At 69.4% G+C, this 22,515-nt stretch carries 20 protein-coding genes; all 20 read left to right on the top strand.

What is annotated here, in order from left to right:
- Positions 1 to 144 precede the first annotated feature (144 nt).
- Complete coding sequence (locus tag ACIBBA_RS01125) at positions 145 to 960, top strand: ATP-binding cassette domain-containing protein (protein WP_396692589.1); 816 nt, start codon at positions 145 to 147, stop codon at positions 958 to 960.
- The gene (locus tag ACIBBA_RS01120) at positions 957 to 1,646 is read left to right on the top strand and encodes a hypothetical protein (protein WP_396692587.1); all 690 of its coding nucleotides are present in this window, start codon (positions 957 to 959) and stop codon (positions 1,644 to 1,646) included. The genes ACIBBA_RS01125 and ACIBBA_RS01120 overlap by 4 nt, the downstream gene beginning before the upstream one ends.
- Positions 1,647 to 2,004: 358 nt before the next feature.
- Complete coding sequence (rplJ, locus tag ACIBBA_RS01115; protein ID WP_396692585.1) at positions 2,005 to 2,550, top strand: 50S ribosomal protein L10; 546 nt, start codon at positions 2,005 to 2,007, stop codon at positions 2,548 to 2,550.
- Positions 2,551 to 2,606: 56 nt separating this feature from the next.
- Positions 2,607 to 2,990 carry a 50S ribosomal protein L7/L12 gene (gene rplL / locus ACIBBA_RS01110; RefSeq protein ID WP_350871182.1) on the top strand — a complete coding sequence of 128 codons (384 nt, stop codon included), beginning with the start codon at positions 2,607 to 2,609 and terminating at the stop codon, positions 2,988 to 2,990.
- Positions 2,991 to 3,561: 571 nt separating this feature from the next.
- Positions 3,562 to 6,993 (top strand): DNA-directed RNA polymerase subunit beta, encoded by a 3,432-nt coding sequence (locus tag ACIBBA_RS01105; protein ID WP_350871185.1) that lies wholly within the window; start codon positions 3,562 to 3,564, stop codon positions 6,991 to 6,993.
- 89 nt (positions 6,994 to 7,082) lie between these two features.
- Positions 7,083 to 10,970, top strand: a complete 3,888-nt coding sequence (locus tag ACIBBA_RS01100) for a DNA-directed RNA polymerase subunit beta' (protein ID WP_350871188.1) — start codon at positions 7,083 to 7,085, stop codon at positions 10,968 to 10,970.
- 93 nt (positions 10,971 to 11,063) lie between these two features.
- Positions 11,064 to 11,432 (top strand): hypothetical protein, encoded by a 369-nt coding sequence (locus ACIBBA_RS01095; RefSeq protein WP_350871191.1) that lies wholly within the window; start codon positions 11,064 to 11,066, stop codon positions 11,430 to 11,432.
- 684 nt (positions 11,433 to 12,116) lie between these two features.
- The gene (locus ACIBBA_RS01090; RefSeq protein ID WP_396693398.1) at positions 12,117 to 12,497 is read left to right on the top strand and encodes a hypothetical protein; all 381 of its coding nucleotides are present in this window, start codon (positions 12,117 to 12,119) and stop codon (positions 12,495 to 12,497) included.
- 798 nt (positions 12,498 to 13,295) lie between these two features.
- Entirely contained in the window at positions 13,296 to 13,670 is a 375-nt protein-coding gene (gene rpsL / locus ACIBBA_RS01085) for a 30S ribosomal protein S12 (RefSeq protein ID WP_014440718.1), read from the top strand.
- 1 nt (position 13,671) lies between these two features.
- On the top strand, positions 13,672 to 14,142 hold the full coding sequence (gene rpsG, locus ACIBBA_RS01080) for a 30S ribosomal protein S7 (protein WP_091242043.1): 471 nt from the start codon (positions 13,672 to 13,674) through the stop codon (positions 14,140 to 14,142).
- A 75-nt stretch (positions 14,143 to 14,217) separates the two neighbouring features.
- The gene (gene fusA, locus ACIBBA_RS01075) at positions 14,218 to 16,314 is read left to right on the top strand and encodes an elongation factor G (RefSeq protein WP_350871194.1); all 2,097 of its coding nucleotides are present in this window, start codon (positions 14,218 to 14,220) and stop codon (positions 16,312 to 16,314) included.
- 211 nt (positions 16,315 to 16,525) lie between these two features.
- Positions 16,526 to 17,719 carry an elongation factor Tu gene (gene tuf / locus ACIBBA_RS01070; protein ID WP_121653128.1) on the top strand — a complete coding sequence of 398 codons (1,194 nt, stop codon included), beginning with the start codon at positions 16,526 to 16,528 and terminating at the stop codon, positions 17,717 to 17,719.
- Between the two features lie 347 nt (positions 17,720 to 18,066).
- Positions 18,067 to 18,375 carry a 30S ribosomal protein S10 gene (gene rpsJ, locus ACIBBA_RS01065; protein ID WP_007073037.1) on the top strand — a complete coding sequence of 103 codons (309 nt, stop codon included), beginning with the start codon at positions 18,067 to 18,069 and terminating at the stop codon, positions 18,373 to 18,375.
- Between the two features lie 11 nt (positions 18,376 to 18,386).
- Positions 18,387 to 19,052 (top strand): 50S ribosomal protein L3, encoded by a 666-nt coding sequence (rplC, locus tag ACIBBA_RS01060; protein ID WP_350871197.1) that lies wholly within the window; start codon positions 18,387 to 18,389, stop codon positions 19,050 to 19,052.
- On the top strand, positions 19,049 to 19,699 hold the full coding sequence (gene rplD / locus ACIBBA_RS01055) for a 50S ribosomal protein L4 (RefSeq protein WP_350871200.1): 651 nt from the start codon (positions 19,049 to 19,051) through the stop codon (positions 19,697 to 19,699). Before rplC ends, rplD begins: the two co-directional genes overlap by 4 nt.
- Positions 19,696 to 19,998, top strand: coding sequence for a 50S ribosomal protein L23 (gene rplW / locus ACIBBA_RS01050; protein ID WP_007465304.1), 303 nt, complete (start codon positions 19,696 to 19,698; stop codon positions 19,996 to 19,998). Before rplD ends, rplW begins: the two co-directional genes overlap by 4 nt.
- Positions 19,999 to 20,010: 12 nt before the next feature.
- Positions 20,011 to 20,850 carry a 50S ribosomal protein L2 gene (gene rplB, locus ACIBBA_RS01045; protein WP_148793471.1) on the top strand — a complete coding sequence of 280 codons (840 nt, stop codon included), beginning with the start codon at positions 20,011 to 20,013 and terminating at the stop codon, positions 20,848 to 20,850.
- Between the two features lie 12 nt (positions 20,851 to 20,862).
- A complete protein-coding gene (gene rpsS / locus ACIBBA_RS01040; RefSeq protein WP_091125151.1) occupies positions 20,863 to 21,144 on the top strand; it encodes a 30S ribosomal protein S19 in 282 nt (93 codons plus the stop codon).
- A 40-nt stretch (positions 21,145 to 21,184) separates the two neighbouring features.
- Positions 21,185 to 21,643 (top strand): 50S ribosomal protein L22, encoded by a 459-nt coding sequence (rplV, locus tag ACIBBA_RS01035; RefSeq protein ID WP_350871204.1) that lies wholly within the window; start codon positions 21,185 to 21,187, stop codon positions 21,641 to 21,643.
- On the top strand, positions 21,643 to 22,515 hold the full coding sequence (rpsC, locus tag ACIBBA_RS01030; RefSeq protein ID WP_350871207.1) for a 30S ribosomal protein S3: 873 nt from the start codon (positions 21,643 to 21,645) through the stop codon (positions 22,513 to 22,515). Before rplV ends, rpsC begins: the two co-directional genes overlap by 1 nt.

The following is a 22,515-nucleotide window of genomic DNA, read 5'->3' as shown; positions in this document are numbered from 1 at the left end:
CGGCGGCGCGCCTCCGTCGCTTCGTGAGAACGGTCGCGGGCGGGGGCGCGCCCCCCCCCCCCCCCCCGCGGGGGGGGGCCCGGGCCCCCCCCCCGCCCCCGCCCCCCCCCCCCGGCGCGTCTGAGGTGTGGCAGGCTCGACCGCATGCGGCTGGAGAACGTCTGGTTGCGGTACCACCGGCGCGGGCCGTGGGTGCTGCGGGACGTGCGGGTACGGATCGGTCCGGGTGAGGTGGCGGTCGTGCTGGGCCGCAACGGGGTGGGCAAGTCGACGCTGCTCCAGGTGGCCGCCGGAGTGCTCCGGCCGGGCCGGGGCCGGGTGACCGAGCGCCCCGCCCGGGTGGGCTGGGTCCCGGAGCGCTTTCCGGCCGACCAGCCCTTCACCGTGGACCGCTACCTGACCGGAATGGCCCGGGTGGCCGGGCTGGGCCGCGCGGCGGCCGACAAGGCGGTGACGGCCTGGACCGACCGGCTCGGGTTGGCCGCGTTCCGCGCGGTCCGGCTGCCGGAGCTGTCCAAGGGCACAGCCCAGAAGGTCGGCCTGGCCCAGGCGATGCTGCGCCCACCCGGCCTGCTGGTGCTCGACGAGCCGTGGGAGGGCCTGGACGCCGCCACCCGCGAGCTGGTGCCCGAGCTCGTCGACGAGGTGCTGACCGCCGGCGGCTCGGTCCTGGTCAGCGACCATCGGGGCGAGACGGTCCGGCTGCCGGGCGCGCACCGGTGGATGGTCGCCGACGGCACGGTGACCGAGGAGGCGCCACCGGCGGACGAGACGCTCGCCGTGGTCGAGGTCGCGGTGCCCGCCGCGCGGGTCGCCGGCACCGTCGCCCGGCTGCGCGCCGAGGGCCACCAGGTGCTGCGGGTACGCCCCGACGCCCGGCCCGGCATCCCGCCGGAGCGGGCGGCGACCGGGGACACCGCCGATGTGGTGGTCGAGCCGGCCGCCGGGGAGGCGCGATGATCGCCCTGGTGCGGCTGCGGCTGGCCGGTTTGCTGCGCACCGGCCGGGCGCTCGCGCCGCTGCTCGCCGGCCTGGTCGCGCTCGGCACCCTCTACGGCGGCGGCCGGGCCCAGCCGGCCGAGGCGTACGGCGTCTCGGCGGTGGTGCTCTTTCCCGTGCTGGCCTGGCAGACCAAGATCCTGCTGGACGTCGAGCCGGACGTGCAGCGCCGGATGGCCCAGGTTGCGGTCGGTGTCGCCCGGGAACGGCTTGCCGGGCTGCTCGCCGCCACCCTGGCGGCGCTGGTCGCGGTGGCCGTCGCGCTGGTCTTCCCGTGGCTCGTCGGCGGGGTCACCGGTCCGGTCGAGCCGGGGGACCGGTCGGTGCCGGTCGGCGTCGCCCTGGGGCTGTGGGCGCACCTGCTGGCCGTACCCGCCGCGGTGGCCCTCGGGGCGCTGGCCAGCCGGGCGTCGGTCGGCAGTGCCGGGTACGGCGTCGTGGTGCTCGCCCTCGGCGGCGTCGGCGCGGTGGTGCTCGGCCTCAGCGGCTCGGTGGCGCCCTGGCTGGCGCCGCCGATCATGGCCACCGCCCGGACCACCGCCGGCGACGCCGCCGCGCTCACCCTGCTCGGGCTGACCGCCTGGGCGCTGGCGTGGAGCAGCGCGGCGGCCGGCGGCTACCTGTGGCGGCGCCGGGCCCGGGGCTGACCGGATCGGGGGATCCGGGCGCCCGGCCGGTGTGGCCGGGAGCACAGGGGGCGATTTGGCGCTGGTGGCGAGGTCGCGTACTGTTCAACCGTCATCCGTGTTGTCATGGATGAGGAACCACCCAGAGACCGCTGGTCACCGTGCTCCGGCACGGTCGAAGGTCCCGCGACGACGGGCGACCCGCGTAGGGCGGCAAGCGTAACTCGGCAGGAAACATGGTCCGCCGACCGTGTCCACCCGCCGGCCCTCGCCCCGTGCGCCCTGCGCCGGGGCTTTTTCGTTGTCGCGTTTCCTGAGCTGCCGTCGAGAGCGACCGCTTCCGACGGCGACCAGCCTCGAGCAACGAGAGAGGAGGGACATGGCGGACAAGCCGATCCGGGCCGACAAGGCCACGGCCGTCGCTGAGCTGACCGAGAGCTTCCGCAGCGCGGGTGCCACCGTGCTGACCGAGTACCGCGGTCTGACGGTTTCCCAGCTCACCCAGCTCCGGCGCTCGCTCGGCAAGGAGACCACCTACACGGTCGCGAAGAACACGCTGGCCAAGCGTGCTGCGACGGACGCGGGTATCTCCGGCCTCGACGAGCTGTTCTCCGGTCCTACCGCGCTGACTTTCGTTTCGGGCGACGTCGTCGAGGCGGCGAAGGGGCTTCGCGACTTCGCGAAGGCCAACCCGAAGCTCGTCATCAAGGGCGGCGTCTTCGAGGGCAAGGCCATTTCCGCGGCCGAGGTCACGAAGCTCGCCGACCTGGAGTCCCGTGAGGTGCTGCTGGCCAAGCTGGCCGGCGCGATGAAGGGCAACCTGAGCAAGGCCGCGGCCCTGTTCCAGGCCCCGCTGTCGAAGACCGCCCGCCTGGCGGCGGCACTGCAGGACAAGCGCGAGAAGGAGGGCGCCGAGGTGGCCTGAGGCCTCCCGGCGTACCCAGTTCAGTCTTAGTAACTTACGTTGAAAGGACGCCAGACATGGCGAAGCTCAGCACCGACGAGCTGCTCGACGCGTTCAAGGAGATGACGCTGATCGAGCTCTCCGAGTTCGTGAAGCAGTTCGAGACCACCTTCGAGGTCACCGCTGCCGCCCCGGTCGCCGTGGCCGCCGCCGGTGGCGCCCCGGCCGCCGCCGAGGCGGAGCCGGAGAAGGACGAGTTCGACGTAATCCTCGACGCCGACGGTGGCAAGAAGATCCAGGTCATCAAGGTCGTGCGCGAGCTGACCGGCCTGGGCCTCAAGGAGGCCAAGGACCTGGTCGAGGCCGCTCCGAAGGCCGTCCTGGAGAAGGCCAACAAGGAGACCGCCGAGAAGGCCAAGGCCAAGCTCGAGGGCGAGGGCGCCAAGGTCACCCTCAAGTGACCTGAGCTCCACCTGCGCGTGTCCGGCTCAGTGAGCCGGAGCACACACCGCGTCGCGGCGGGCGGCGATCCGACACCGGATCGCCGCCCGTCGTGTTGGTGACCCCGGCGACACCGCGCGTGAGCAGGGCGTCCGGGACCTGGGGCCGGTACGGCGGCGGCGGACCGCGGTGCCGGGCCGGCGGGAAAGACGCCGCGACCCGGTGGCCGGCCCTTGACGCGGCCCCGGGCTGCCAGGCACGCTGACACCAGCAAGACCTTCCGCGCTTGCGACGGCCACCACGTGGGTAATGCGGCACCGGCACCATCGGCCGCAGCACCCAGGCGGCCCGGCAGGGCGTTGCGTTCCGAGCGGCCCGGTTGACCCGGTTTTCCGGCGTCCCGAGGCACGTTCCGCAATGACCTGCGGGGTGGGCTGGACAGCGGTTAGCCTCTCGGCTACACTGCTAGTTTGCGCTGCCTTCCGTCTTGACCCCTGCGCGGAAATGTCCGTTTGCGGATATTTCTGGTGGGGTCATTGGAGTGCACGCGTACCAGCCGTTCTGCAGCACCGGTCCTCGGAAGGACGCATCTTGGCAGCTTCCCGCCCTGCGAAGACCAGTCGTACGTCGAGCGCTTTCGCTCCCCGCCGAGTTTCATTCGGCAGGATCACCGAACACCTCGAGGTCCCCAACCTCCTTGCCATCCAGAACGAGTCCTTCGACTGGCTCGTCGGCAACGAGGCTTGGCAGGGCCGGTCGGCGGACGACCCGCACGCACGCTCGGGTCTCGCGGAGATCCTCGACGAGATCAGTCCCATTGAGGACTTCTCCGGCACCATGTCGCTTTCCTTCTCGGCTCCGCGCTTCGACGAGGTCAAGGCCTCGATCGAGGAGTGCAAGGAGAAGGACCTGACCTACTGTGCCCCGCTGTTCGTGACCGCGGAGTTCACCAACAACACCACTGGCGAGATCAAGAGCCAGACGGTGTTCATGGGTGACTTCCCGATGATGACGCCCAAGGGCACCTTCATCATCAACGGCACCGAGCGCGTGGTGGTCAGCCAGCTCGTCCGGTCCCCGGGCGTCTACTTCGACAAGCAGCCGGACAAGACCTCCGACCGCGACCTCTCCAGCGTCAAGGTCATCCCGAGCCGGGGTGCCTGGCTGGAGTTCGACATCGACAAGCGCGACACGGTCGGCGTCCGCATCGACCGCAAGCGTCGGCAGGCCGTCACGGTCCTGCTCAAGGCCATCGGATGGTCGGCCGAGCGCATCCGCGAGCGGTTCGGCTGGTCCGAGCTGATGATGACCACGCTCGAGAAGGACCACATCGCCGGCGCCGATGAGGCGCTGCTAGACATCTACCGCAAGCTGCGCCCTGGCGAGCCGCCGACGCGCGAGAACGCCCAGACCCTGCTCGACAACCTCTTCTTCAACCCGAAGCGGTACGACGTCGCCAAGGTCGGTCGTTACAAGTTCAACAAGAAGCTCGAGCTGGAAGTGCCGATCACCACCGGCACGCTGACCGAGGACGACATCGTCGCCACCGTGGAGTACCTCTGCCGGCTGCACGCCGGTGAGGAGGGCTACGAGGCCGACGACATCGACCACTTCGGCAACCGGCGCCTGCGTACCGTGGGCGAGCTGATCCAGAACCAGGTCCGGGTCGGCCTGTCCCGGATGGAGCGGGTCGTCCGCGAGCGGATGACCACGCAGGACGTCGAGGCGATCACGCCGCAGACCCTGATCAACATCCGCCCGGTGGTGGCGGCGATCAAGGAGTTCTTCGGTACGTCGCAGCTGTCCCAGTTCATGGACCAGACCAACCCGCTGGCGGGTCTGACCCACCGGCGCCGGCTGAGCGCGCTCGGCCCGGGTGGTCTGTCCCGGGAGCGGGCCGGCTTCGAGGTCCGCGACGTGCACCCGTCCCACTACGGCCGGATGTGCCCGATCGAGACGCCGGAAGGCCCGAACATCGGCCTGATCGGCGCGCTCTCCACCTTCGCCCGGGTCAACCCGTTCGGCTTCATCGAGACGCCGTACCGGAAGGTCGTCGAGGGTCGGGTCACCGACCAGATCGACTACCTGACCGCGGACGAGGAGGACCGGTTCGTCAAGGCCCAGGCCAACGCGCCGCTGAAGGCCGACGGCACGTTCGCCGAGGATCGCGTCCTGGTCCGCCGTAAGGGCGGCGAGACCGAGGACGTCGCGCCGGGCGCCGTGGACTACATGGACGTGTCGCCGCGGCAGATGACCTCGGTCGCCACCGCGATGATCCCGTTCCTCGAGCACGACGACGCCAACCGGGCGCTGATGGGCGCGAACATGCAGCGCCAGGCGGTGCCGCTGGTCAAGGCCGAGTCGCCGCTGGTCGGCACCGGCATGGAGTACCGGGCCGCCGTCGACGCCGGTGACGTGGTCGTCGCCGAGGTCGGCGGGGTCATCGAGGACCTCTGCGCCGACTACATCACCGTGCACCAGGACGACGGCCACCGCCGGACCTACCTGCTGCACAAGTTCCGCCGCTCCAACGCCGGCTCCTGCGTCAACCAGAAGCCGGTGGTCTTCGAGGGCGACCGCGTCGAGGCCGGTCAGGTCATCGCCGACGGTCCGTGCACCGACGAGGGCGAGATGGCACTCGGGCGCAACCTGCTCGTGGCCTTCATGACCTGGGAGGGGCACAACTACGAGGACGCGATCATCCTGTCGCAGCGCCTCGTGCAGCAGGACGTGCTCACCTCGATCCACATCGAGGAGCACGAGGTCGACGCCCGGGACACCAAGCTCGGTCCGGAGGAGATCACCCGCGACATCCCGAACGTCAGCGAGGAAATGCTCGCCGACCTCGACGAGCGCGGCATCATCCGGATCGGCGCCGAGGTCGTCCCCGGCGACATCCTGGTCGGCAAGGTCACGCCCAAGGGTGAGACCGAGCTGACCCCGGAGGAGCGGCTGCTCCGCGCGATCTTCGGCGAGAAGGCGCGCGAGGTCCGGGACACCTCGCTGAAGGTGCCGCACGGTGAGACCGGCACGGTCATCGGCGTGCGTACCTTCTCCCGCGAGGACGGCGACGAGCTGCCGCCGGGTGTCAACGAGCTGGTACGGGTCTACGTCGCCCAGAAGCGGAAGATCCAGGACGGCGACAAGCTCGCCGGCCGGCACGGCAACAAGGGCGTCATCTCCAAGATCCTTCCGATCGAGGACATGCCGTTCCTTGAGGACGGCACCCCGGTCGACATCGTGCTCAACCCGCTCGGCGTGCCGAGCCGGATGAACATCGGTCAGGTCCTGGAGACCCACCTCGGGTGGGTGGCCAAGACCGGCTGGAAGGTCGACGGCGAGGACACCGACTGGAAGCGTCAGCTCCACTCGATCGGCGCCAACGAGTCCGAGCCGGACACCAACGTGGCCACTCCGGTCTTCGACGGTGCCCGCGAGGCGGAGATCTCCGGTCTGCTCGCGTCGACCCTGCCCAACCGGGACGGCAACCAGCTGATCGGCTCCAGCGGCAAGGCGCAGCTGTTCGACGGTCGCTCCGGCGAGCCGCTGCCGGACCCGATCGCGGTCGGCTACATCTACATCCTGAAGCTCAACCACCTGGTCGACGACAAGATCCACGCTCGGTCGACCGGTCCGTACTCGATGATCACGCAGCAGCCGCTGGGTGGTAAGGCGCAGTTCGGTGGCCAGCGCTTCGGTGAGATGGAGTGCTGGGCGATGCAGGCGTACGGCGCCGCGTACGCCCTGCAGGAGCTGCTGACGATCAAGTCCGACGACGTTCTCGGCCGGGTGAAGGTCTACGAGGCCATCGTCAAGGGCGAGAACATCCCGGAGCCGGGCATCCCGGAGTCGTTCAAGGTGCTCCTCAAGGAGCTGCAGTCGCTGTGCCTCAATGTCGAGGTGCTTTCCAGCGACGGCGTGGCCCTGGAGATGCGCGAGACCGACGACGAGGTGTTCCGGGCCGCCGAGGAGCTGGGCATCGACCTGTCCCGGCGCGAGCCGAGCTCGGTCGAGGAAGTGTGACGTCGAGGTTCCGGGGGCGGGTCACCGCCCCCGGAACCCCGACCCCGATGAGCTGCTGGCGCACAAGCGACGTGTGAGGGATATATAACGTGCTCGACGTCAACTTTTTCGACGAGTTGCGAATTGGGCTGGCGACCGCCGACGACATCCGTCAGTGGTCGCACGGCGAGGTCAAGAAGCCGGAGACCATCAACTACCGCACCCTGAAGCCGGAGAAGGACGGGCTCTTCTGCGAGAAGATCTTCGGTCCGCAGCGGGACTGGGAGTGCTACTGCGGTAAGTACAAGCGGGTCCGGTTCAAGGGCATCATCTGCGAGCGCTGTGGCGTCGAGGTGACCCGCTCCAAGGTCCGCCGCGAGCGGATGGGCCACATCGAGCTGGCCGCTCCGGTCACCCACATCTGGTACTTCAAGGGCGTGCCGAGCCGGCTGGGCTACCTGCTGGACCTCGCCCCCAAGGACCTCGAGAAGATCATCTACTTCGCCTCGTACGTCGTGACGAGCGTGGACGCCGAGTCGCGTCACCGTGACCTCTCGACGATCGAGAACGAGATCCTGGCCGAGAAGCGGCAGGCCGAGAACAGCCGCGACTCGGAGATCGAGAAGCGGGCCGCCAAGCTCGAGGCCGACCTGGCCGAGCTGGAGGCCGAGGGTGCCAAGGCGGACGTCCGGCGCAAGGTCAAGGAGGGCGGAGAGCGCGAGATGCGCCAGATCCGCGACCGGGCCCAGCGCGAGATCGACCGCCTGGACGAGGTGCTGGACACCTTCCGCAAGCTCGAGCCGAAGCAGCTGGTCACCGACGAGCTGCTCTACCGCGAGCTGCGGGACCGGTTCGGCGAGTACTTCACCGGCAGCATGGGCGCCGAGGCGATCAAGGCCCTGGTCCAGAACATGGACCTCGACGCCGAGGCGGAGAGCCTTCGCGAGACCATCCGCTCCGGCAAGGGGCAGCGGAAGATCCGGGCGCTCAAGCGGCTCAAGGTCGTGGCGGCGTTCCTGAACACCCGCAACTCGCCGCTCGGCATGGTGCTCGACTGCGTGCCGGTCATCCCGCCGGACCTGCGTCCGATGGTGCAGCTGGACGGTGGCCGCTTCGCGACCTCCGACCTGAACGACCTGTACCGCCGGGTGATCAACCGGAACAACCGCCTCAAGCGGCTGATCGACCTCGGCGCGCCCGAGATCATCGTCAACAACGAGAAGCGGATGCTCCAGGAGGCCGTCGACGCGCTGTTCGACAACGGCCGCCGCGGCCGGCCGGTCACCGGTCCGGGTAACCGTCCGCTGAAGTCGCTCTCCGACATGCTCAAGGGCAAGCAGGGCCGGTTCCGGCAGAACCTGCTGGGCAAGCGCGTCGACTACTCCGGCCGTTCGGTCATCGTGGTCGGCCCGAAGCTCAAGCTGCACCAGTGCGGCCTGCCCAAGCAGATGGCGCTGGAGCTGTTCAAGCCGTTCGTGATGAAGCGGCTGGTCGATCTCAACCACGCACAGAACATCAAGTCCGCCAAGCGGATGGTCGAGCGGCAGCGTCCGGTCGTCTGGGACGTGCTGGAAGAGGTCATCGGCGAGCACCCGGTGCTGCTCAACCGGGCGCCGACCCTGCACCGCCTGGGCATCCAGGCCTTCGAGCCGCAGCTGGTCGAGGGCAAGGCGATCCAGATCCACCCGCTGGTCTGCACCGCGTTCAACGCCGACTTCGACGGTGACCAGATGGCGGTGCACGTGCCGCTCTCCGCCGAGGCCCAGGCCGAGGCGCGGATCCTGATGCTGTCGTCGAACAACATCCTCAAGCCGGCCGACGGCAAGCCGGTCACCATGCCCACCCAGGACATGGTCATCGGCCTCTACCACCTCACCCACCTCACCCCTGGTGGGAAGGGCGAGGGCCGGGCGTTCAGCTCGGACGCCGAGGCGCGGATGGCGTACGACAACGGCGAGCTGCACCTGCAGACCCCGGTGAAGATCCGGCTGCGGGACGTCGTCGGTGTCGACAACGGCGCCGGCGCGGAGCCGTGGACCGCCCCGGAGGGCTGGACCGAGGGCGACACGCTGACCGTGGAGACCACGCTCGGCCGGGTCCTGTTCAACGAGACGCTGCCCCCGGGCTACCGCTTCGTGAACTACGAGATCCGCAAGGGTCAGCTCTCCGCGATCGTCAACGACCTCGCCGAGCGCTTCCCGAAGGTGGCGCTCGCCGCCACCCTCGACGGGCTCAAGGAGGCCGGTTTCCACTGGGCCACCTGGTCCGGCGTGACGATCGGCATGGAGGACGTCATCGCGCCGCCGCGCAAGGCGGAGATCCTGGCTCGGTACGAGAAGGAAGCCGACCAGATCGACAAGCAGTACCAGCGTGGTCTGATGACCCCGGAGGAGCGTCGCGGCGAGCTCATCCAGATCTGGACCCGGGCGACCAACGAGGTCGCCAAGGAGATGGACACCGCGCTGCCGCAGGAGAACCCGCTGTGGAAGATGATCAACTCGGGTGCTCGCGGTAACCTGCTCCAGCTCCGGCAGATCGCGGCGATCCGTGGTCTGGTGGCCAACCCGAAGGGTGAGATCATCCCGCGGCCGATCAAGGCCAGCTACCGGGAGGGTCTCTCCGTGCTGGAGTACTTCATCTCCACGCACGGTGCCCGTAAGGGTCTCGCCGACACCGCGCTGCGTACCGCCGACTCGGGTTACCTGACCCGTCGTCTGGTGGACGTGTCGCAGGACGTCATCATCCGCGAGGAAGACTGCGGCACCGACCGGGCGATCCCGATGCAGATCGGCGAGCGGGTGGACGGCAAGCTGGTCGTGCACGAGCACGCCGAGACCAGCGTGCACGCCCGTACCCTGGCCGACGACATCAAGGGGCCGGACGGCACCGTCGTCGCCGAGCGGGGTCAGGACATCAACTCCATCGGGGTCGACAAGATCGTCGCCGCCGGGGTGGAGACGGTCCGGGTGCGCAGCGTGCTCACCTGCGAGTCGAAGCTGGGCGTCTGCGGTGCGTGCTACGGCCGCTCGCTGCCGACCGGCAAGACCGTGGACGTCGGCGAGGCGGTCGGCATCATCGCCGCCCAGTCGATCGGTGAGCCGGGTACCCAGCTGACGATGCGTACCTTCCACACCGGTGGTGTCGCGGGTGAGGACATCACCCAGGGTCTGCCGCGTGTCCAGGAAATCTTCGAGGCCCGGGTCCCGAAGGGTAAGGCGCCCATCGCCGACACCCCCGGCCGGATCCGGATCGAGGACGGCGAGCGCTCGCGGAAGATCATCGTGGTGCCGGACGACGGTAGCGACGAGATCGTCTACGACAAGATCTCCAAGCGGGTCCGGCTGCGGACCCACGACGGCGGTCACGTCGAGGTCGGCGAGAAGCTCACCGAGGGCACCATCGACCCGCACGAGCTGCTGCGCATCCTCGGTCCGCGCGCGGTCCAGGTCCACCTGACCCAGGAGGTCCAGGAGGTCTACCGCTCGCAGGGCGTGCTCATCCACGACAAGCACATCGAGATCATCATTCGCCAGATGCTCAAGCGGGTGACGGTCATCGACTCCGGCGCGACCGAGTTCCTGCCGGGTGTGCTGGTCGACCGGGCGCTGTTCGAGTCGGAGAACCGCCGACTCGTCTCGGAGGGCGGCGAGCCCGCCGCCGGTCGTCCGGTGCTGATGGGTATCACCAAGGCCTCGCTGGCCACCGACTCCTGGCTCTCGGCGGCCTCCTTCCAGGAGACCACCCGGGTGCTGACCGACGCTGCGATCAACTCGCGCAGCGACTCGCTGGTCGGCCTCAAGGAGAACGTGATCATCGGTAAGCTCATCCCGGCCGGTACCGGCATCAGCAAGTACCGCAACGTCCGGGTGGAGCCGACCGAGGAGGCGAAGGCCAAGGTCTACTCGATGACCGGCTACCCGGAGACCGACTACGGGTTCGGGCCGGCCAGCGGGCAGGCGGTTCCGCTGGACGACTTCGACTTCGGGTCGTACCGCTAAGCAGCACGAACGACGAGGCCCCCGGCACCTGCCGGGGGCCTCGTCGCGTCCGGACCGGTACGCGGCCGCCGCCCGGTTCGGCATGATGGGGGTATGACGACCGCTCCCGGGCAGGCACCCGTCGCGGAGCACGGGACGCGCCACCCGCTGGACCCCGACCCGGTCCGCGCGACGAAGGCCAGGGCCGTCTTCGCGCTCGGCCTGATCGCTGCGCTCACCGGCCTGTTCATCGGCGGACTGGTACCGGCCACGGTGGCGCTCCAGCTCGCCCGGCAGGCGCGTCGCGAGGCGTACGCCTCGGGGGGTTTCCTGACCGGCGCGGCCTGGCTGCGACGGGGGGAGCGACTCGCCTGGGCCGGGCTGGTGCTCGCCGCGGTCAGCCTGGTGGCCGTCGTGGTGATCGCGGTGGTCCGGCTGGCCGAAGCGCCGTTCGGGCACGACTATCCCGCGAACGTTGACTGATCGACGGGGGAGTGGCCCGCACCGGCTGCGGGCGTGTTCCCCGGCGGTAGCCTGGCCGGTGTCCGTCGCGTCGGTGGCGGCCCTGTCGAGGAGGAGAAGCCCGTGACGGAACCGGCGCGGCCCCCATCGGGTGACCCCACGCGCCCGTCCGACCTCCCGGACCCGGGCGCGTCCGGCCCCGCGGACTCCACGGACCGGACGGGCGAGCCGTCAGCCGGCTTCGCACCGTCGCCGTCGGGTGGCACACCGCCCGGCGGAGACACCTCACCGACGCCGGCAGCCGGCTGGGGTGCCCCCGGGTCGGCGCCGGGTGCCCCGGGATCGCCGGGCTGGGGCGCGCCACCGACAGCGGCCTACTGGGGTCCGCCGCCGGTGCCCGCCGGCTGGGGTCCGCCGACGGCGTGGGGTGCGCAGCACCCGCCCGGTTGGGGTACGGCCCCGGGCCCGACCGGCGGGGCCTCGCCGGTGCCGCCCGGCCCGGGCGCGCCGACGGCGTGGGATGCGCAGCAACCGCCCGGCTGGGGCACCGCATCGGGCCCTTCGGGCGGGGGACCGCTGGTGCCGGCCGGCCACGGCGCGGCGCACGGGCCCGTCCCCGCCGGCTGGGGCGCGCCACCCGCCTCGTCGCCGGGCCCGCAGCTGCCGCCGCCGCCCACGGACGCCCAGCGCCTCCCGCCGAAGCGAGTGGAGCCGGTGCCCGGCACCCCGTACGGCGTGGTGCACCTCGACGTGCCGCCGGTCACCTCCGGGCTGGCGGTGGGCGCGTTGGTGGTCGGCATCGTCTCGATCCTGGTCTCGGTGCTGGTCATCTGCTTCGGCGTGACCGGGTCCAGCTGGACCGGCGTCTGGGCTGCCGGCGCGTTCACCCTGCTCGGCTCGCTCACCGGGGCCGGCGCGATCGTGGCCGGCCTGCTCGCCATGCGGCAGATCCGCCGTCCGGCGCCGCCGCCGGCGGTGCGCTTCAGCGGCCGGGGACTGGCCGTGGCCGGGGTGAGCTGTGGCGGCGCCGGCCTGCTGCTCAGCCTGCTCGGCCTGGGCCTGGCCCTGCTCGTCTCCCTGGCCTGACAGCGCCGCCCCGGTTGGCGGCGGCGTCGCTCCGGTCGCCGGCGGCGTCGCTCCGGGGTGGCAGGCCAGGCTGATCGACTCAGGATCGCCGATATGGGGGTTTCCCGGGGTGCCGGACAGCCCCATATCGGTGACATGGAGTCGACCATGCCCGGGTCGGACACGGCGGCAGATGCGGGCACGCCGGGGATCGAGCCGTCGGGCGGTGACTCGTCTCACTCGCGGGTGCTGGCCGGGCCGACGGCGGTGACGCCGGGGTGCCCCGTGGCCGGTCGTGCGGATGGTGCGGGGGTCGCGCGGCCGGATTTGGTGCTGCCGGTGCCGCTGGGGTGGCACTGACCTCCCGGGGCCGACGGGCCGTACTCCGGCGAAGCCGGTACACTTGTATCCGTAGGTGCCCATCAGGGGTGCGCAGGCGGGACAGATCCCGACGGCCGCGGCGGCGTGGTTCGGCGGACCACTCCGTTTTGACCTGGGCGGCTGTGGTAGGTAACCTTTCCCCTTGTGCCCGGGCCTGCCCGGGCAACTCGTGCGTGCGCTGGAGCCGGTGATCCGGAGATCGAGCGACAGCACGACACAAGCCAAAGACCCGGCTCGGGGCGACCCGCGTGCCGGTGACAGACCCCGGTACGCGCGCGAGCGTCGGCACCGGGACCGTGAGCTGGGCGACACGCCCGACCGCGGGTGCCGGGACCTCCCTGCGGGGCCCTGGTCGGAATGTAGGAGAGCCGATCATCAGGTCGGCTTCGGCAGACGGCGCGGCCGCGACATCGCGGCCGAAGGGAGCGGAGAAACCCGGTGCCCACGATCCAGCAGCTGGTCCGAAAGGGCCGCCAGGCTAAGACGAGCAAGACCAAGACCCCGGCGCTGAAGGGTTCCCCTCAGCGGCGCGGCGTGTGCACCCGCGTGTACACCACCACCCCCAAGAAGCCGAACTCGGCGCTGCGCAAGGTCGCTCGTGTCAAGCTCAGCAGCCAGATCGAGGTGACCGCCTACATCCCGGGCGTGGGGCACAACCTGCAGGAGCACTCGATCGTGCTCGTCCGCGGTGGTCGTGTGAAGGACCTCCCCGGCGTGCGTTACAAGATCGTTCGCGGTTCGCTGGACACCCAGGGTGTCCGTAACCGCAAGCAGGCGCGCAGCCGTTACGGCGCGAAGAAGGAGAAGAGCTGACATGCCGCGTAAGGGACCCGCTCCGCGGAAGCCGCTGGTCGCTGACCCGGTGTACAACTCGCCGTTGGTCACCCAGCTGGTGAACAAGATCCTGATGCGCGGCAAGCGTCAGCTCGCCGAGCGCATCGTGTACGCCGCCCTGGAGGGCTGCCGCGAGAAGTCCGGCACCGACCCGGTCGTCACCCTGAAGCGGGCGATGGACAACGTCAAGCCGACGCTCGAGGTGCGCAGCCGCCGTGTCGGTGGCGCGACCTACCAGGTGCCGGTCGAGGTCCGTCCGGCCCGCGCGACCACCCTCGGTCTGCGCTGGCTGGTGACGTACTCCAAGGCCCGTCGCGAGAAGACCATGATCGAGCGGCTGATGAACGAGCTGCTGGACGCGAGCAACGGTCTGGGTGCCGCCGTCAAGCGGCGCGAGGACACGCACAAGATGGCCGAGTCCAACAAGGCCTTCGCGCACTACCGCTGGTAACACCCTGGTTCCGGCGCCGGACCGGCGCCGGAACCGCCACCAGTTGAGTCGAGACGACGATAAGTAGGGATTGAAGTGGCCGCCGCAGACGCGCTCGCCAACGTACGCAACATCGGCATCATGGCGCACATCGATGCCGGTAAGACCACGACCACCGAGCGGATCCTGTTCTACACCGGTATCACGTACAAGATCGGTGAGGTCCACGAGGGCGCTGCCGTCATGGACTGGATGGAGCAGGAGCAGGAGCGTGGCATCACCATCACCTCCGCTGCCACCAAGTGTGAGTGGAAGGGCCACACGATCCAGATCATCGACACGCCCGGTCACGTCGACTTCACGGTCGAGGTCGAGCGGTCGCTGCGGGTGCTGGACGGTGCGGTCGCGGTCTACGACGGCGTCGCCGGCGTGGAGCCGCAGACGGAGAACGTCTGGCGGCAGGCTGACAAGTACCACGTTCCCCGGATGTGCTTCGTCAACAAGCTCGACCGGACCGGTGCCGACTTCTTCCGCTGCGTGCAGATGATGATCGACCGGCTCAACGCCACCCCGCTGGTGCTCCAGATCCCGATCGGCCTCGAGGGCGACCACATCGGTGTCGTCGACCTGATCGGCATGCGCGCCCTCACCTGGCGCGGGGAGACCCAGAAGGGTGAGGACTACGCCATCGAGGAGATCCCGGCCGAGCTGGCCGACTCCGCGGCGGAGTGGCGCGAGAAGCTTATGGAGACCCTGGCCGACGTCGACGACGCGGTGATGGAGAAGTACCTGGAGGGCGAGGAGATCTCCGTTGAGGAGATCAAGGCCGCCATCCGGCGCGCCACCATCGCCAGCAAGGCCAACCCGGTGCTCTGCGGCTCGGCGTTCAAGAACAAGGGCGTGCAGCCCATGCTCGACGCCGTCGTCGACTTCCTGCCGTCGCCGCTGGACGTTCCGGCGATCGAGGGTACGGCCACCGACGGCGAGACCCCGATGCAGCGGAAGCCGTCCAAGTCGGAGCCCTTCTCCGGCCTGGCCTTCAAGATCCAGACCGACAAGCACCTTGGCAAGCTCACCTACGTCCGGGTCTACTCCGGCGTGGTCGAGACCGGCACCCAGGTGGTCAACTCCACCAAGGACCGCAAGGAGCGCATCGGCAAGATCTACCAGATGCACGCCAACAAGCGGGAAGAGCGCGGCTCGGCCCAGGCTGGCGACATCATCGCGGTGCAGGGTCTCAAGCAGACCACCACCGGTGACACGCTGTGCGACCCGGCGAACCCGGTCATCCTGGAGTCGATGACCTTCCCGGAGCCGGTCATCGAGGTCGCCATCGAGCCGAAGACCAAGGCCGACCAGGAGAAGCTCAGCACCGCCATCCAGCGGCTGGCCGAGGAGGACCCGACCTTCCGCGTCAAGCTGGACGAGGAGACCGGTCAGACGGTCATCTCCGGCATGGGTGAGCTGCACCTGGACATCCTGGTCGACCGGATGCGCCGCGAGTTCAACGTCGAGGCGAACATCGGTAAGCCGCAGGTGGCGTACCGCGAGACGATCCGCCGCAAGGTGGAGAAGATCGAGTACACCCACAAGAAGCAGACCGGTGGTTCCGGCCAGTACGCCCGCGTGATCGTGAGCGTCGAGCCGCTGCCGCTGGACAACGACTCGCCGACCTACGAGTTCGCCAACGCCGTCACCGGTGGTCGCATCCCGCGGGAGTTCATCCCGTCGGTGGACGCGGGCGCCCAGGACGCGATGCAGTACGGCATTCTCGCCGGCTTCCCGCTGGTGGGTGTCAAGCTGACGCTGCTGGACGGTCAGTACCACGAGGTCGACTCGTCGGAAATGGCATTCAAGATCGCCGGCTCGATGGTGATGAAGGAGGCGGCCCGCAAGGCCGACCCCGCGCTGCTCGAGCCGATGATGGCTGTTGAGGTCACCACTCCTGAGGAGAACATGGGTGACGTCATCGGCGACCTCAACTCCCGCCGCGGCATCATCCAGGCGATGGAGGAGCGCAGCGGCGCCCGCATCGTCCGGGCCCTGGTGCCGTTGTCGGAGATGTTCGGCTACGTCGGCGACCTGCGGTCGAAGACCCAGGGCCGGGCTAGCTACAGCATGCAGTTCGACTCCTACGCCGAGGTTCCGCAGAGCGTGGCGAAGGAGATCATCGCCAAGGCGACGGGTGAGTAATCACCTGAGCTGATGGTCCGTGGACGGTCGCGGGAGGGTCTTCCCGCCCGCGACCACCACGGTCGGGTTGTGTGAGACCGGGCCTGTAGGCTTCACCGCCGCAGAACCCACAAAGCTCTCCGGCCGCCAGGCCGGAAAGGCTGTCGACAGAGTCCTAAGCGCCGACCGGCGCGCCGGGCGTACGAACCAAGAAGTCCACAGGAGGACACCAGTGGCGAAGGCGAAGTTCGAGCGGACTAAGCCGCACGTCAACATCGGCACCATTGGTCACATCGACCACGGTAAGACGACGCTGACGGCGGCCATCACCAAGGTCCTGCACGACCAGTACCCGGACCTGAACCCGTACACGCCGTTCGACGAGATCGACAAGGCGCCGGAGGAGAAGGCCCGCGGCATCACGATCTCGATCGCGCACGTCGAGTACCAGACCGAGGCGCGGCACTACGCGCACGTCGACTGCCCCGGTCACGCTGACTACATCAAGAACATGATCACCGGTGCCGCGCAGATGGACGGCGCGATCCTGGTGGTGGCGGCGACCGACGGCCCGATGCCGCAGACCCGCGAGCACGTGCTGCTGGCCCGTCAGGTCGGTGTGCCGTACATCGTCGTGGCGCTCAACAAGAGCGACATGGTCGACGACGAGGAGCTCCTGGAGCTCGTCGAGCTCGAGGTCCGCGAGCTGCTCTCCTCGCAGGAGTACCCGGGTGACGACCTGCCGGTCGTCCGGGTCTCGGCGCTGAAGGCCCTCGAGGGTGACCCCGAGTGGACCGGCAAGCTCCTGGACCTGATGACCGCGGTCGACACCGCGATCCCGCAGCCGGAGCGCGAGACCGAGAAGCCGTTCCTGATGCCGATCGAGGACGTCTTCACGATCACCGGTCGTGGCACGGTCGTCACCGGTCGCGCGGAGCGCGGCATCCTCAAGCCGAACGAGGAGGTGGAGATCGTCGGTATCCGCGAGAAGTCGCAGAAGACGGTCTGCACCGGCATCGAGATGTTCCGCAAGCTGCTCGACGAGGCCCGCGCGGGCGAGAACGTCGGTCTGCTGCTGCGTGGCATCAAGCGCGAGGACGTCGAGCGCGGCATGGTGGTCGTCAAGCCGGGCACCACGACCCCGCACACGGAGTTCGAGGCGACCGTCTACATCCTCTCCAAGGAGGAGGGCGGCCGGCACACCCCGTTCTTCCAGAACTACCGTCCGCAGTTCTACTTCCGGACCACGGACGTCACCGGTGTCGTCACGCTCCCCGAGGGCACCGAGATGGTCATGCCGGGTGACAACACCACCATGACGGTGAAGCTGATCCAGCCCATCGCCATGGAGGAGAACCTCAAGTTCGCGATCCGCGAGGGTGGCCGCACCGTCGGCGCCGGGTTCGTCACCAAGATCATCAAGTGAGCTAGGTAACCCCGATTAGACCCGCCGCCGGTCGTGCGGCATACTAGTCAGGTTGCGTAACGGCAGTTCGTTGCCCGTGTTCGGCTTTGTCGAACCTCCGGGCGGCAGGACAGTCGAGCGTAGGGTGGTTGGCAGCCTCGCTGCCAACCACCCTCGCACGGCGTTCAGGTCGCGGTAGTGCGATCGGCGCCTTGACCCACCGCGTGGTCGGACCGCTCCGGAGCTCGGGGCGGAGCTTGGCCCGAGGGCGCGACACGCCCGACCGCGGGGGTCGGCGAAGTGGGCCTGTGCCAGCCGGCACAGGCGCCCGCAACACAGCGGCATCGAGAGAAGGAACAGAAGCCACCATGGCGGGACAGAAGATCCGCATCCGGCTCAAGGCCTATGACCACGAGGTCGTCGACTCCTCGGCTCGGAAGATCGTCGAGACGGTGACGCGTACCGGGGCGCAGGTCGCTGGCCCGGTGCCGCTGCCCACGGAGATCAACCGTTTCTGCGTCATCCGCTCGCCGCACAAGTACAAGGACTCGCGCGAGCACTTCGAGATGCGTACGCACAAGCGGCTGATCGACATCATCGACCCGACCCCCAAGACGGTCGACTCGCTCATGCGCCTCGACCTGCCGGCTGGCGTCGACATCGAGATCAAGCTGTAGGGACCGGACAAATGGACAGGCAAGTTAAGGGGATCCTGGGCGCAAAGCTCGGCATGACCCAGGTCTGGGACAACAACCGCGTTGTGCCCGTGACCGTGGTGGAGGCCGGCCCGTGCGTCATCAGCCAGATTCGTGACGCCAACAAGGACGGTTACTCGGCGGTCCAGCTGGCGTACGGCACGATCGACCCGCGCAAGGTGAAGAAGCCGATCAGCGGGCACTACGCCAAGGCGGACGTCGCGCCGCGCCGGCACATCGTGGAGCTGCGCACCAGCGACGCCGCCGACTACTCGCTCGGCCAGGAGGTCACGGTCGAGGAGTTCCCGGCGGGCGTCTCGATCGACGTGACCGGTCGCACCAAGGGCAAGGGTTACGCCGGCCCGATGAAGCGGCACGGCTTCCACGGTCTGCGCGCCAGCCACGGTGTCGAGCGCAAGCACCGCTCGCCCGGCTCGATCGGCGCCTGCGCCACCCCGGGTCGCGTCTTCAAGGGCACCCGGATGGCGGGCCGGATGGGTGGCGTGCGCTACACCGTCCAGAACCTGACCGTCCAGGCGGTCGACACCGAGAACAACCTCCTGCTCGTCCGTGGTGCCATCCCCGGCCCCAAGGGCGCGGTGGTTCTGGTCCGCACGGCGGCCAAGACCAAGGCGAAGAAGGGCGGTGTGGCCAAGTGACCACCGTTGACGTCCTCACCGTCGAAGGCACCAAGAGCGGCTCCGTCGAGCTGCCGGGCGACATCTTCGACGCGCAGGCCAACGTTGCGCTGATGCACCAGGTCGTGGTGGCCCAGCTCGCGGCGGCCCGACAGGGCACGCACAAGACCAAGACCCGCGGCGAGGTCGCCGGCGGCGGCAAGAAGCCGTACAAGCAGAAGGGCACCGGTCGCGCCCGGCAGGGCTCGATCCGCGCGCCGCAGTTCGCCGGCGGTGGCGTGGTGCACGGTCCCGTGCCGCGTGACTACAGCCAGCGGACCCCGAAGAAGATGAAGGCTGCCGCGCTGCGTGGCGCCCTCTCCGACCGGGCCCGCGCCGGGCAGGTGCACGTCGTCGAGGCGTTCGTCTCGGGCGAGAAGCCGTCGACCAAGGCGGCCCTGGCCACGCTGGCCAAGCTCACCGAGGCCCGTCGGGTCCTGGTCGTGCTGAGCAGCACTGACGAGCTGAACTGGGTGTCGCTGCGCAACGAGCCGCGGGTGCACCTGATCGAGTCCGGCCAGCTCAACACGTACGACGTGCTGGTGGCCGACGACGTGGTCTTCACCAAGGACGCCCTGGACGAGTTCCTGGGCGTGCCCGCCGAGACCACCGAGGAGGGTGGCAAGTGAGCACGATCGCCGACCCGCGCGACATCATCGTGGCGCCGGTCGTCTCGGAGAAGAGCTACAGCGAGCTGAACCGGAACTGGTACACCTTCCTGGTGCACCCGGACGCGAACAAGACCGAGATCAAGATCGCTATCCAGCAGATCTTCAACGTCCGCGTCCTGACGGTCAACACGCTCAACCGCCAGGGTAAGCGCAAGCGCACCAAGACCGGCTTCGGTCAGCGCAAGGCGACCAAGCGGGCGATCGTGAAGCTGGCTGACGGTGACCGTATCGAGGCCTTCGGCGGCCCGGTCAGCTGAGGGGTGTAGACAATGGCTATCCGTAAGTACAAGCCGACGACGCCGGGCCGGCGTGGCTCGAGCGTTGCCGACTTCGCCGAGATCACCCGGTCGACGCCCGAGAAGTCGCTGCTGGCTCCGCTGCCGAAGAAGGGCGGACGCAACGCCCACGGCCGGATCACCACGCGCCACCACGGTGGCGGCCACAAGCGGCAGTACCGTCTGATCGACTTCAAGCGGGTCGACAAGGACGGCGTGCCGGCCAAGGTCGCGCACATCGAGTACGACCCGAACCGCACCGCGCGGATCGCGCTGCTGCACTACGCCGACGGCGAGAAGCGGTACATCATCGCGCCGAAGGACCTGAAGCAGGGCGACGCCGTCGAGTCGGGCCCGAGCGCGGACATCAAGCCGGGTAACAACCTGCCGCTGCGCAACATCCCGGTCGGTACCACCATCCACAACGTGGAGCTGCGTCCGGGTGGCGGCGCCAAGCTGGCCCGCTCGGCCGGCGTCGGCATCCAGCTGCTCGGCCGCGAGGGCGCGTACGCGACCCTGCGTATGCCGTCCGGTGAGATCCGGCGGGTCGACGTGCGCTGCCGGGCCAGCATCGGCGAGATCGGCAACGCCGACCAGTCGAACATCAACTGGGGCAAGGCCGGCCGGATGCGGTGGAAGGGCAAGCGCCCGACCGTCCGTGGTGTCGCCATGAACCCGGTCGACCACCCGCACGGTGGTGGTGAGGGTAAGACCTCCGGCGGTCGCCACCCGGTCAACCCGCAGGGTAAGCCCGAGGGCCGCACCCGTCGTAAGGGCCAGCCGAGTGACCGGCTGATCGTCCGCCGCCGCTACGCCACGCGTAAGCGCGGCTGAGGGAGATAAGACATGCCTCGCAGCCTGAAGAAGGGCCCGTTCGTCGACGACCACCTGATCAAGAAGGTGGAGACGCAGAACGACAAGGGCACCAAGAACGTCATCAAGACCTGGTCGCGGCGCTCGACGATCATCCCTGAGATGCTCGGGCACACGATCGCCGTGCACGACGGCCGCAAGCACGTCCCGGTGTTCGTGACCGAGGCCATGGTCGGGCACAAGCTCGGCGAGTTCGCGCTGACCCGGACGTTCAAGGGTCACGAAAAGGACGACCGGAAGAGCCGTCGGCGCTGACGCCGCGGGCATACGGATAGAGGATCAAGGGGTTACAGCGATGCCAGGAAAGGGCGACGCTCCGGTGCTTCCGGGCGCGCGGGCGGTTGCGCGGCACGTGCGCATCTCGCCGATGAAGGCGCGCCGGGTGGTCAACCTCGTCCGCGGCCTGCCCGCGAAGGAGGCGCTCACGGTGCTGCAGTTCGCGCCGCAGGCTGCGAGCGAGCAGGTGTACAAGGTGCTCGCGAGCGCGATCGCCAACGCGGAGAACAACGAGCGGCTGGACCCCGACGCGCTGCTCGTCAGCGAGGCGTTCGTGGACGAGGGCCCGACCATGAAGCGGTTCCAGCCGCGGGCGCAGGGCCGGGCGTACCGGATCCGCAAGCGCACCTGCCACATCACCGTGGCGGTCGAGGCGGTCGCGCCGGCAGCGCCGAGGAAGGCCGCGGCGAAGAAGGCCGCCCCGGCGACGCAGGCCGCACCGGCCGAGACGGAGAGCAAGACGGAGGACGCCGAGTAATGGGTCAGAAGGTTCACCCCACTGGGTTCCGGCTCGGCATCTCGACCGACTGGAAGTCCCGCTGGTTCGCGGACAAGCTCTACAAGGACTACATCGGCGAGGATGTCAAGATCCGCCGGATGATGTCCAAGGGCCTCGAGCGCGCCGGCATTTCCAAGGTCGACATCGAGCGCACCCGCGACCGGGTCCGGGTCGACATCCACACCGCCCGGCCGGGCATCGTCATCGGCCGTAAGGGTGCGGAGGCCGACCGGATCCGCGGCGAGCTGGAGAAGCTCACCGGCAAGCAGGTGCAGCTGAACATCATCGAGGTGAAGAACCCCGAGTCGGACGCGCAGCTGGTCGCCCAGGGCGTGGCCGAGCAGCTGTCCAGCCGGGTCAGCTTCCGTCGGGCGATGCGCAAGGCGATGCAGTCGGCGATGAAGAACCCGGCCTGCAAGGGCATCCGGGTTCAGGTCTCGGGTCGCCTCGGCGGCGCCGAGATGAGCCGGACCGAGTTCTACCGCGAGGGCCGGGTTCCGCTGCACACGCTGCGGGCCAACATCGAGTACGGCTTCTTCGAGGCCCGTACCACCTTCGGCCGGATCGGCGTGAAGGTCTGGATCTACAAGGGCGATGCGGTTCCGGGCCGGGAGGCTCCGGCCGAGGCCGGTCCGTCCCGCCCGCGTCGTGGCGAGCGTGGCGACCGTCCCGAGCGTCCGCGCCGTGGCCGGTCGGGTTCGTCCGGCACGACGGCTGGTGGCACCGAGGCCGGCCGGGCTGCCGCGACCACCATCGCGCAGCAGGCCGAGACGCCGAGCGGCGAGCCGGTCGACAGCGCTGCTGTCGCCGCCACGGCTTCCGCTCCGGCAGAAACGCAGCAGGAGGGCTGA

This window comes from Micromonospora sp. NPDC051006 (assembly GCF_044456245.1).
In the GTDB taxonomy this organism is placed as follows: Bacteria; Actinomycetota; Actinomycetes; order Mycobacteriales; family Micromonosporaceae; genus Micromonospora.
The sequence above is the reverse complement of the archived record's forward strand: the minus strand, read 5'-3'. Positions and strand labels throughout refer to the sequence as shown.

Excerpts from the sequence above, each read along its gene's own strand:
- rpsS (WP_091125151.1), top strand. The coding sequence starts at position 20,863 with ATGCCTCGCAGCCTGAAGAAGGGCCCGTTCGTCGACGACCACCTGATC.
- rpsG (WP_091242043.1), top strand. The coding sequence starts at position 13,672 with ATGCCGCGTAAGGGACCCGCTCCGCGGAAGCCGCTGGTCGCTGACCCG.
- rplJ (WP_396692585.1), top strand. The coding sequence starts at position 2,005 with ATGGCGGACAAGCCGATCCGGGCCGACAAGGCCACGGCCGTCGCTGAG.
- rplL (WP_350871182.1), top strand. The coding sequence starts at position 2,607 with ATGGCGAAGCTCAGCACCGACGAGCTGCTCGACGCGTTCAAGGAGATG.
- rpsJ (WP_007073037.1), top strand. The coding sequence starts at position 18,067 with ATGGCGGGACAGAAGATCCGCATCCGGCTCAAGGCCTATGACCACGAG.
- ACIBBA_RS01095 (WP_350871191.1), top strand. The coding sequence starts at position 11,064 with ATGACGACCGCTCCCGGGCAGGCACCCGTCGCGGAGCACGGGACGCGC.
- rplV (WP_350871204.1), top strand. The coding sequence starts at position 21,185 with ATGCCAGGAAAGGGCGACGCTCCGGTGCTTCCGGGCGCGCGGGCGGTT.
- rpsC (WP_350871207.1), top strand. The coding sequence starts at position 21,643 with ATGGGTCAGAAGGTTCACCCCACTGGGTTCCGGCTCGGCATCTCGACC.
- rplB (WP_148793471.1), top strand. The coding sequence starts at position 20,011 with ATGGCTATCCGTAAGTACAAGCCGACGACGCCGGGCCGGCGTGGCTCG.
- rplC (WP_350871197.1), top strand. The coding sequence starts at position 18,387 with ATGGACAGGCAAGTTAAGGGGATCCTGGGCGCAAAGCTCGGCATGACC.
- ACIBBA_RS01125 (WP_396692589.1), top strand. The coding sequence starts at position 145 with ATGCGGCTGGAGAACGTCTGGTTGCGGTACCACCGGCGCGGGCCGTGG.
- ACIBBA_RS01120 (WP_396692587.1), top strand. The coding sequence starts at position 957 with ATGATCGCCCTGGTGCGGCTGCGGCTGGCCGGTTTGCTGCGCACCGGC.